The following is a 10,511-nucleotide window of genomic DNA, read 5'->3' as shown; positions in this document are numbered from 1 at the left end:
TACCGTCGCATCCATTCGGCAGCAGGCGGTCAGCCGCCGGCACGATGCGAAGCTTCACTTTTTTAAATATTCCCCTTTCCGGGTGTCCAGGTTTACTTGACCACTACACACCTACTTTTCTTTGCCGCCGCAAAGAAAAGTAGGCAAAAGAAAGCGGCTCAAACCGCTAATGCTAAGTGGGCACCGTGGTTTGCGCAGGGTAGTGGTGCATCTGGAATCTGGGTTCGTGCTCCCGCATACGCTAGTGACAAGGGAGTCATACTTCCCGACTTGCACTGTGTGCTCGTCGGAAGAGTCTGCTAGAAAACCAGTGGGCCAGGTTTGGCACTGTTGTGTGTTTTTCTTGAGGGGCGTTACGGCGCCCCTCGTTTTTGTGCTTCGCTGCTGGAGATCAATGCACAGGCTTTGTTCTCGCCCTTCCCTCTCTCCGGTCAACCTCGCTCTGTCCATGCGTCCGGCAAGCTGTGCGTCAGTGTCGATACGAAGCGCTCTGTTTCCGGTTGGCTCGGGTTCATGAAAATGTCCCGTGATGGGCCCGCCTCGATCACTACGCCGTTGTTTAGAAACACTACGTCTCGTGCGATTGTCGCGGCTAGGCGCAAATCGTGCGTCGCCATTAACATCGTCATGCCTTCCGTCGCGAGCTGTTTCAGTACGTCTACTACTTCCGCGGCTAGTCCGGGGTCCAGTGCCGAAGTCGGTTCGTCGCACAACAATACTTCCGGCGATGGGGCTAGCGCTCGCGCTATTGCTACGCGTTGTTGCTGCCCGCCGGAAAGTGTTGAGGGCCATGCGTCTGCTTTTTGCGCGATGCCGACTTTCTCCAGCAATTCGTCTGCTCGTACGCGCGCTTTTTCCTTGTCCCACTTCTGTACGGTCAGCAAGCCTTCCATGACGTTCTGGCGGACCGTCAAGTGCGGAAACAACTGGAAGTTCTGGAATACCATGCCGGTGCGGCGGCGGATCGTCAGTACCTCCTCGCGCGGGGGCTTGTGGTCGCGGCTGAATTCGAGGCGTTGGTCGCCGACTTGAAGTGATCCAGATTCCGGGATTTCCAACAGGTTCACGCAGCGCAACAGCGTACTCTTGCCACTGCCAGATGGGCCAATCAGCGCGGTGACGTTGCCCGAGGCGAGTTGCAGATCCACCGAGTTCAACACCCGGTTCTCGCCGAAGTACTTGTCGATTTTTTCCAGTCGAATCATCAGTTGCCCGCATGGAAAAGTGCGTGACGGCCGAACTTGCGCTCGAGCCGGACTTGCGCCGACGACAATACCGAACTGAACACAAGATAAACCAGCGCCGCCTCTGTGTAGAGAATCAGCGGTTCATAGGTCACGGATGCGATTCGCTGCGCTGCCTGAAATACCTCGGGTACCGTCAACACCGCGGCAAGCGATGTGTCCTTCACCAATGCGATGAACGAGTTCGACAGTGGCGGCAGCGCGACGCGCGCGGCCTGCGGCAAGATCGCGCGGCGCAGCGCCTGTTCACGCGTCATGCCCATCGAGTACGCTGCTTCCCACTGGCCCTTCGGGATCGACTCGATCACGCCGCGTATCACTTCGGAGTTATACGCGCCGACATTCAGCGAAAAGCCGATGATCGCCGCCGTCAACGGATCGAGCACAATGCCCACGTTCGGCAGTCCGTAGAAAATCACGAACAGTTGCACAAGCAACGGCGAGCCGCGAAACAGCCACACGTAGAAACGCACGCACGCGATCGCCCACTTCGGCCCGAATAGCCGGACCAGTGCGACGATAAACGCGAGCACGATTCCGATCGCGAACGATGCCAGCGTGAGCGGCACGGTAAAGACCAGCCCCGCATACAGCAGGGGCCACAGCGACTGCGCCATCAGATGCAACCATGCCGGCATGATTCAGACTCGCAGATGACGCTTATTGGGAGACGTCTTTACCGAAGTACTTCTGCGAAATCTTCGCGTAAGTGCCGTCTTTCTTGATGTCATCCAGCGCCTTGTTGATGGCCGCCTGCAATTCCGGGCTGCCCTTGCGGATCAGCACCGCGGATTTGTCGCTGCTGTCAGCCGACGTGTCGAGCGCGGCGATCTTCACCTTCGCATCCGGCTTATGCTTCTTGAAATCGAGGAACGACAGCGAATCGTTGACGGTCGCATCGACGCGGCCCGAGGTCAGCAGGTCGACCGATTCGTTGAAGCCCTGCACGGGAATCACCTCGGCACCGTGCGCAGCCGCGATCTTGCCGAAGTTGCTGGTCAACGTATTCGCCGATTTCTTGCCCTTCAGGTCGTCAAACGTCTTGATCGTGGTGTTGTCCGAACGCACGATCAGCGCCGCGTGCGATGTGATGTACGGGTCCGAGAAATCGTATTTCGCTTTGCGTGCGTCGGTGACAGCGACTTCGTTGATCACCGAGTCGTAGCGGTTCACATCGAGACCGGCGATCAGGCCGTCCCATTTCCCTTCGACGAATTGCGGCTTGACGCCCAGGCGCTTGGCGATCTCGGTGCCGATCTCGACGTCGAAGCCGGTCAGCTTGCCGGATTCATCGTGGTACGTGAACGGTGCGTAGGTGCCTTCGGTGCCGATCTTGAACACGCCCGCGGACTTGATCTGCGCGAGCTCGTCAGCAGCGAATGCCGGACTCAGGGTCACCGCTTGCAGCAGCGCGATCAGCAGAATGGAACGAATCGACTTCATCTGGTGGCTCCGTAAAGTTTGCTACGTCAGTTGCATGGTTTTGTGTGCGGCATCCCGCCGGCGGTCAGACCCGGCAGAGTGGGCGGACTGTAGCAAACGGTTTGCGTTTTTACAAAGGATCAGGTTTCCGATCAATATGCGCTTGCGTGCTAAGCGGACAGCCAAGGTGGCTCATACAACGTCGAATTCGACTCTACAGCAGATATGGGAGGCGCGGCATGCATCGCACCACGGAATGCGTGCCGGGCGCCATCGGGGAAAACGCGGGAGGGGTATCGCCGCGGCGAACGCGCGGCGTTGAAAAATGGTCGGTACGGGCGGCATCGCGAGGCCGCCCGTCAGATTGCAAACGGCTTACCGCTCCACCGGATGCGGCTCCTTGCGCTTATTGGCCACCCGGATCGCGTCGAAGTAAGCAGGATTCGGCGGGCGCTTCAGGTAACGCCCGGCGCCACGCACTGCCCGCAGTTCGCCATCGGTCCATGCCAGCGCGCCGCGCGTGAGCGTGTGCATCGCCACGCCCTGCACCGTCATGCCTTCGAATACGTTGAAGTCGACTTTCTGATGATGCGTCTTCACCGAAATCGTCTTGCTTGCCTGCGGATCCCACACGACCAGGTCTGCATCGGCCCCCACCTGAACCGCACCTTTCCGCGGATACAGGTTGAAAATCTGCGCGGCGTTAGTTGAGGTAATGCGCACGAATTCGTTCGGCGTGAGACGCCCCGAATTCACGCCGTGATGCCAGAGCACCGCCATACGATCTTCCACGCCGCCGCAGCCGTTCGGGATCTTCGTAAAGTCCTCACGACCCATCGCCTTCTGTGACGCGCAGAACACGCAGTGGTCGGTCGCGGTGGTGTGCAATTGGCCCGCTTGCAAACCCCGCCACAATGCTTCGCGATGCTCCGCGGAACGGAACGGCGGGCTCATCACGTGCGCCGCCGCGCGGGTCCAGTCGGGATCGCGATACACCGCTTCGTCGATCACCAGATGGCCCGGCAACACTTCGCCGAATACGCGAAGGCCTTCGCTGCGGGCACGCGCAATCGCGTCGACCGCATCCTTCGCGGACACGTGGACGATATACACCGGCACGCCTAACACTTGCGCAATGCGGATCGCCCGATTGGCGGCCTCTCCTTCTACTTCAGGCGGCCGTGACAACGGATGCGCCTCCGGACCCGTAAAGCCTTTCGCCAGCAATTGACGCTGTAACTGAAACACCAGTTCACCGTTCTCCGCATGCACGGTGGGCAGCGCGCCGAGTTCGAGCGAGCGCGAGAAGCTGTTTACCAGCACTTCGTCGTCGGCCATGATGGCGTTCTTGTAGGCCATGAAGTGCTTGAAACTCGACACGCCGTGTTCGTGCACCAGCGTACCCATGTCGCGATAGACCGAATCGTCCCACCACGTCACCGCAACGTGAAAGCCATAATCTGCCGATGCTTTCTCAGCCCAGCCGCGCCATTCCTTGAAGGCCTCCATCAGCGATTGCTTCGGGCTCGGAATCACGAAGTCGATGATGCTGGTCGTGCCGCCGGATAGACCCGCGGCCGTACCGGTATAGAAATCGTCGCTGGCCGTGGTGCCCATGAACGGCAACTCCATATGCGTATGCGGATCGATGCCGCCGGGCATCACATACTGCCCGCCCGCATCGACGATCGTCGCGCCGGCCGGCGCCTCCAGGTCCGCTCCGATCTGCAGGATCGTGCCGCCGTCCTGCGGGTCCGCGCATAACACGTCCGCACGATACGTGTTCTCCGCGTCGATAATCGTGCCGCCGCGAATCAGGGTCGTCATGGTGCCGCCTCCTTATGAACTGCTGGTTTCGGTGCTACGTACTTCATCTGCTTCGTGCGTGGCTTATGGACACTCTCAGGCACTCGCCACGCGCGCACTCGGTCCTTTGCTCAACCTCATCCACGCGCTGTATACGATCGACGCCAACGCGAGTCCGACAAACCATGCATACGTATAGAGCGTGTTGAAAATCGCCGGCACGTTCGGAAACGATGCCGGAAACGCGGTGTGCAGGAAGCCCGGCAGATTCGGCAGCACGCCGACCACGAGCGCCACCACCGCGCCGATATTCCAGCCGCCCGTGTAACTGTACTCGCCATGCTCGTCGAACAGTTCGCGCGTGTCCAGCCGTGTGCCGCGAATCAGGAAGTAGTCGACCATCAGAATGCCCGCCACCGGACCGAGCAAAGCCGAGTAACCGACCAACCAAGTAAAGATATAACCCTGCGTGGTGGCGAGAATCTTCCACGGCATCATCACGATGGCAATGGTCGCGGTAATCATGCCACCGACGCGATACGAAATACCCTTCGGCCACAGGCTCGAAAAGTCATAAGCCGGGCCGACGAGATTCGCCGCCAGATTGCAGCACATCGTATCCAGCGTCAGGATGATCAGTGCAAGGCCGACGCCTATGCCCGTCATGCGGCTCGTCAGATCGATCGGGTCCCAGATCGCCTTGCCGTAGATCACCACGGTCGCCGATGTCACCACCACGGAGATCACCGAGAGCAAGGCCATCGGCACCGGCAAACCAATCGACTGGCCGATGATCTGGTCGCGCTGCGTTTTGGCAAAGCGCGTGAAGTCGGGAATGTTCAGCGCGAGCGTCGCCCAGAAGCCCACCATTGCCGTGAGGCCGGGCCAGAAAGTCGCCCAGAACATTCCTTCTTTCTTGCCGCCCGGCACGAATTGCGACGGCGCCGACAACATCGAGCCGAGACCGCCCGCCTTCGAGGTGGCCCACCACACCAGCGCGATACACATCACGATCTTGATCGGCGCGGACCAGCTTTCGAGCCAGCGGATCGAGTCAGTGCCGTGCACAATAAAATAGATCTGCAGCGCCCAGAACACGAGGAAACACGCGAGCTGCGTGAGCGAGATGTCGAGGAACGGCAAGGCCGCGCCGTGCAGCGCGTTGCCGGTCAGAATGTTCAGCAGCGTGTAGATCGCGCTGCCGCCAAGCCATGTCTGAATGCCGTACCAGCCACACGCGACGATCGCCCGCAGCATCGCCGGCAATTTCGCACCCTGCGTGCCGAAGGAAGAACGCACGAGCACCGCGTACGGAATGCCGTGTTTCGCGCCCGCATGCCCGATCAACAGCATCGGCACCAGCACGATCAGATTGCCGAGCAACACGGTTGCCACCGCCTGCCACGGCGACATGCCCTCCTCCGTCAATCCGGCCGCGAGCATGTATGACGCGATGTTCATCACCATCCCCACCCACAACGCGGCGAAGTGATACCACCGCCACGTGCGCTGTGCGACGCCGGTCGGCGCAAGGTCATCGTTGTAAAGACTGCTGCCCTGCGCGCCGGCCGCAAACTGCGGATCGACGGGTTGCGCTGTCTGCTTCATCGAAAGATCTCCACTGATCGTTGAGGCCCGCGCGGCTTCTGATGGCGCGTCAGGCCCTAAGGGAAAATTACAGGTTCAGTACAAGCGCTTCGCTTCGTTTCTTTTCCTACAGGTCGCTCACGTTTCAGGCTGCTTTTGCTGCGTGGGCATGCTCGGCGGTTTCAGCCGCGTCTGACTTGTCGCTTTCACCGGCATTCACCCGTGCAGGGTTGTTCGGATGCGTAGTCCAGTTCGCGTACTCGCCGCTGTCCACGCGCTCCATCGTGATGCACTGCTCGACCGGGCACACATGCATGCACAGATTGCAGCCGACACATTCGGAGTCCATCACTTCAAAATGCCGGACGCCGTCTTTTTCTTTCATGATCGCCTGGTGAGCGGTGTCTTCGCAGGCGATATGGCAGAGGCCGCACTGGATGCATTTGTCCTGATCGATGCGCGCCTTGATGTCGTACTTGAGGTTCAGGTACTTCCAGTCAGTGACGTTCGGCACGGCGCGGCCGCGAATGTCGTCGAGCGTCGCGTAGCCTTTTTCGTCCATCCAGTTCGAGAGGCCGTCGGCGAGATCGGACACGATGCGGAATCCGTAGTGCATCGCCGCCGTGCAGACCTGCACGCTGCCTGCACCGAGCACCATGAATTCGGCCGCATCACGCCACGATGAAATGCCGCCGATGCCGGAGATCGGCAGATTCGGCGTTTCGACGTCACGCGCAATTTCGGCCACCATGTTCAGCGCGATCGGCTTGACCGCCGGACCGCAATAGCCACCGTGCGTGCCTTTTCCGTCAACCATCGGCAGCGGCGACATCGCGTCGAGATCCACCGCGACGATCGAGTTGATCGTGTTGATCAGCGACACGCCGTCCGCGCCGCCTTTATAGGCCGCGCGCGAACCGAGGCGGATGTCGCTGATATTCGGCGTGAGTTTGACGAGGCATGGCAGCTTCGAGCCTTCCTTGACCCAGCGCGTGACCATCTCGATGTACTCGGGCACCTGACCGACCGCAGCACCCATGCCGCGCTCGCTCATGCCGTGCGGGCAGCCGAAATTCAGTTCCACCGCATCGGCGCCGGTGTCTTCGACAAGCGGCAAAATCCACTTCCAGTCGCGCTCGTTGCACGGCACCATCAGCGAGACGATCATCGCGCGGTCCGGCCAGTCGCGTTTGACCTGGGCGATTTCCTTAAGGTTGACGTCGAGCGGACGATCGGTGATCAGTTCGATGTTGTTCAGGCCCGCCATGCGCTGGCCGTTCCATTGCACCGCGCCATAGCGCGAGCTGACGTTCACCACATGCGGGTCAAGGCCCAGTGTCTTCCATACGACCCCGCCCCAGCCCGCTTCGAACGCGCGGTTCACGTTATAGGCTTTGTCGGTCGGCGGCGCGGAAGCGAGCCAGAAAGGGTTTGGCGACGTAATGCCGGCAATCGTACAGCGCAGATCGGCCATGTTCGGCTCCTTGGGGACTGCTGTTTTATCTTGGTGTGATACGTGGCTTAAGCGGCTTTGTGCAGTCTTACGCGGCTTTAACTGCAGTGCGGGCGAACTGCGCGTCAATCGCGGCGGCGGCAATCTTGCCGTCCTGCACCGCTTGTACCGTCAGATCGATCCCGCCAGTCGCCGCGCAATCGCCACCCGCCCATACGCCTGGCAACGAGGTTTGTCCGTTGGCATCGACCGCGATACGGCTGCCGTCCAGCGTCAACAGTTCGCGCTCGATACCGACCGGCACCAGTGTCTGCCCGATTGCCTTGAGCACCATGTCGGCTTCGACCACGAAGCGCTCCTGACTGCCATCGCCTGACGTGCGCTCGAATTCGACACCCGTCACCACGCCGCCTTCTCCGATCAAACGCACCGGCTTTGCATGCGTGACGAGCGTGACGCCGTTGGTCTGCGCGAAATCACGCTCGGCCCACGTCGCGCTCATCGACTCGACGCCGCGCCGATACACCATCGTCACCGAGGTCGCGCCGAGCTTGTGGCTTTGCACGGCGGCATCCACTGCCGTATTGCCGCCACCGATCACGACAACTCGCCGGCCCACCGGCACCGTGCCGAAGTCATTCGCCGTGCGCACCTGTTCGATGAAATCCACTGCGTTCATCACGCCGCTCAGGTCCTCGCCTTCCATCGCCAATGCGCGCACGCCTGTGAGACCAATCGCGAGGAAGACCGCATCGTGCTGCTTGCGCAGCGCGTCGAGCTCCACATCACGTCCAAGCACGACGCCGTTTTTGATCTCAATGCCGCCGATCGAGCACAACCACGCCACTTCACGCTGCGCAAAATCATCGACGGTTTTATAGGCAGCGATGCCGTATTCGTTCAGGCCACCGGCTTTCTCGTGGGCGTCATAGATCGTCACGTTATGGCCGGCCAATGCAAGCCGATGCGCACAGGCAAGTCCGGCCGGGCCCGCACCGACCACCGCGACATGCCGGCCCGTTTCAGCCGCGCGTTTGAATAGCACCTCGCCGCGCGCCATCGCCCAATCGGTCGCATGACGCTGCAACGCACCGATCGCCACCGGCTTCGCATCCTGATGGTTGCGCACGCAAGCACCCTCGCAAAGAATCTCGGTCGGGCAAACGCGCGAGCACATGCCGCCCAGCGGATTCGCCGACAGAATGTCAACGGCCGCGCCCTTCAGATTACCGTTGCTGATCTTGCGAATGAAACTGGGAATGTCGATCTGTGTCGGACACGCGTTCACACACGGCGCGTCGTAACAGTAATGACAGCGGCTCGCTGCTGCGGCCGCGGCACTCGCGTCGAGTAACGGTGCGATATCGGAGAACTCGCACGAGAGTTGATCGGCCGATAGGCGCTGAGGCGCAATATCGCCGGTTTGCTTGATGGCCATACACGTTCCTTCTTCGATGTGAGGACGTAGCCGGTCCCGCCGACTACGCTGAAGCGGAGCCGGGGCGGCATGTTTTATGGGCACTACGGTGAGGCTAGGGAAGCACTAAAACTCGCAACCACAACCCGCTACGGCTACCGCTAAAGCGTTATGAAACCGGCTCGCACGCTCGTCCGAGCATGGCGTGCAGCAAGACGTTCGCGCCCGCTTCGATCCATTCGAAGGTCGCGTCTTCGATCTCGTTGTGACTGATCCCGTCGACGCACGGCACGAACACCATCGAAGTCGGCGCGACTTGCGACAGATAGCAGGCGTCATGTCCCGCGCCTGAAACCATGTTGCGATGCGGATAACCGAAGCGTTCCGCCGCGGCGCGCACTGACTTCACGCAGGCTTCGTCGAAAGCGACCGGCGCGTAGTAGAAGATCTGCTCGAGTTCGGTTTCCAGACCGATGGTGCTGGTGATTTTCTCCACGCCCTCACGTAACGCCGCGTCCATCTTCGCGAGTACCGCGTCGTCCGGATGACGGAAGTCGACGGTGAAAAACACGCGGCCTGGAATCACATTGCGCGAGTTCGGATAGACCTGCATCATGCCGACCGTCGCACAACCGAACGGCGCGTTATCCAGCCCGATGCGATTGACCAGATCGACCACGCGCGCGGCCCCGAGCAATGCATCGCGACGGCGCGGCATCGGCGTCGGACCCGCGTGCGCCTCCTGCCCCGTCAGCGTGATTTCGTACCAGCGCTGACCTTGTGCGTCGGTCACCACGCCGATGGTTTTGTGCTCGGCTTCGAGAATCGGCCCTTGTTCGATATGCAATTCGAACGCGGCATGCAAGGGACGTCCACCGCAAGGCAGATCGCCCGCATAACCGATACGTTTGAGTTCCTCGCCGATGGTCTTGCCGTCCACATCCTTGCGCGAAAGACCGTAATCCAGTGTGAAAACGCCGGCGAACACCCCCGAAGCGACCATGGCAGGCGCGAAACGCGAACCCTCCTCGTTGGTCCAGATCACCACTTCAACCGGATGCTCGGTCTCGATGTCGTGATCGTTGAGACTGCGGATCACTTCGAGCCCACCTAGCACGCCGTAGATACCGTCGAAGCGGCCGCCGGTCGGCTGCGAGTCCGCATGCGAGCCGGTCATGACCGGCAACGCATCGGGGTTGCGCCCGGCGCGGCGCATGAACACATTGCCCATCTGATCGACACTGACCGTGCAGCCCGCTTCTTTCGCCCAACTGACGATCAGGTCGCGTCCCTGTTTGTCGAGGTCGGTCAGCGCCAGCCGGCAGACGCCGCCTTTGGGCGTCGCGCCGATCTTCGCCATCGTCATCAGGCTGTCCCACAGCCGCTTGCCATCAACCTTGATCGACGTAGCGGGTTCTGCGTGCTTCAGCGCTTCGGATACCGCGTTCATTCGTCTCGCTCCTTTCGGTGAACCGACATGAAACTGGTGCATCGGCGGCGGGTTTTGGGGCGCGGCCGCACGGCGGCGGTGCACACTCGATGCCTTTGATCGCCTCTTATACAGAGGGCAAACCCTGGGGCA

At 60.8% G+C, this 10,511-nt stretch carries 8 protein-coding genes; all 8 read right to left on the bottom strand.

Features of this window, described 5'->3' with window-relative positions; genetic code table 11:
- Positions 1-431 precede the first annotated feature (431 nt).
- The 8 genes from KHO30_RS22800 to KHO30_RS22765 all read right to left on the bottom strand — a co-directional run bounded on the left by KHO30_RS22800 (position 432) and on the right by KHO30_RS22765 (position 10,379).
- Positions 432-1,205, bottom strand: a complete 774-nt coding sequence (locus KHO30_RS22800) for an amino acid ABC transporter ATP-binding protein (RefSeq protein WP_093643088.1) — start codon at positions 1,203-1,205, stop codon at positions 432-434.
- Positions 1,205-1,882, bottom strand: a complete 678-nt coding sequence (locus KHO30_RS22795) for an amino acid ABC transporter permease (RefSeq protein ID WP_054040530.1) — start codon at positions 1,880-1,882, stop codon at positions 1,205-1,207. The genes KHO30_RS22800 and KHO30_RS22795 overlap by 1 nt, the downstream gene beginning before the upstream one ends.
- A gap of 22 nt (positions 1,883-1,904) precedes the next feature.
- Positions 1,905-2,687, bottom strand: a complete 783-nt coding sequence (locus KHO30_RS22790) for an amino acid ABC transporter substrate-binding protein (protein WP_211702407.1) — start codon at positions 2,685-2,687, stop codon at positions 1,905-1,907.
- Between the two features lie 354 nt (positions 2,688-3,041).
- Positions 3,042-4,493: a dihydropyrimidinase gene (gene hydA, locus KHO30_RS22785; RefSeq protein WP_200621958.1), complete on the bottom strand. Its 1,452-nt coding sequence runs from the start codon at positions 4,491-4,493 to the stop codon at positions 3,042-3,044.
- Between the two features lie 75 nt (positions 4,494-4,568).
- On the bottom strand, positions 4,569-6,080 hold the full coding sequence (locus tag KHO30_RS22780; RefSeq protein ID WP_211702406.1) for an NCS1 family nucleobase:cation symporter-1: 1,512 nt from the start codon (positions 6,078-6,080) through the stop codon (positions 4,569-4,571).
- A 124-nt stretch (positions 6,081-6,204) separates the two neighbouring features.
- Entirely contained in the window at positions 6,205-7,533 is a 1,329-nt protein-coding gene (preA, locus tag KHO30_RS22775) for an NAD-dependent dihydropyrimidine dehydrogenase subunit PreA (RefSeq protein ID WP_211702405.1), read from the bottom strand.
- Positions 7,534-7,600: 67 nt separating this feature from the next.
- Positions 7,601-8,950 (bottom strand): NAD(P)-dependent oxidoreductase, encoded by a 1,350-nt coding sequence (locus KHO30_RS22770; RefSeq protein ID WP_200651111.1) that lies wholly within the window; start codon positions 8,948-8,950, stop codon positions 7,601-7,603.
- A 148-nt stretch (positions 8,951-9,098) separates the two neighbouring features.
- Positions 9,099-10,379: a Zn-dependent hydrolase gene (locus KHO30_RS22765; protein ID WP_211702404.1), complete on the bottom strand. Its 1,281-nt coding sequence runs from the start codon at positions 10,377-10,379 to the stop codon at positions 9,099-9,101.
- Between the last annotated feature and the right edge of the window lie 132 nt (positions 10,380-10,511).

The organism is Paraburkholderia aspalathi, assembly GCF_905220735.1.
GTDB classification, from domain to species: Bacteria; Pseudomonadota; Gammaproteobacteria; order Burkholderiales; family Burkholderiaceae; genus Paraburkholderia; species Paraburkholderia aspalathi.
This window is presented reverse-complemented; position numbering and strand designations above follow the sequence as displayed.

Bases quoted from the DNA above. Each gene is read 5' to 3' on its own strand.
- KHO30_RS22780 (WP_211702406.1), bottom strand. From the start codon at position 6,080: ATGAAGCAGACAGCGCAACCCGTCGATCCGCAGTTTGCGGCCGGCGCG.
- KHO30_RS22765 (WP_211702404.1), bottom strand. From the start codon at position 10,379: ATGAACGCGGTATCCGAAGCGCTGAAGCACGCAGAACCCGCTACGTCG.
- KHO30_RS22800 (WP_093643088.1), bottom strand. From the start codon at position 1,205: ATGATTCGACTGGAAAAAATCGACAAGTACTTCGGCGAGAACCGGGTG.
- preA (WP_211702405.1), bottom strand. From the start codon at position 7,533: ATGGCCGATCTGCGCTGTACGATTGCCGGCATTACGTCGCCAAACCCT.
- KHO30_RS22795 (WP_054040530.1), bottom strand. From the start codon at position 1,882: ATGCCGGCATGGTTGCATCTGATGGCGCAGTCGCTGTGGCCCCTGCTG.
- KHO30_RS22770 (WP_200651111.1), bottom strand. From the start codon at position 8,950: ATGGCCATCAAGCAAACCGGCGATATTGCGCCTCAGCGCCTATCGGCC.
- KHO30_RS22790 (WP_211702407.1), bottom strand. From the start codon at position 2,687: ATGAAGTCGATTCGTTCCATTCTGCTGATCGCGCTGCTGCAAGCGGTG.
- hydA (WP_200621958.1), bottom strand. From the start codon at position 4,493: ATGACGACCCTGATTCGCGGCGGCACGATTATCGACGCGGAGAACACG.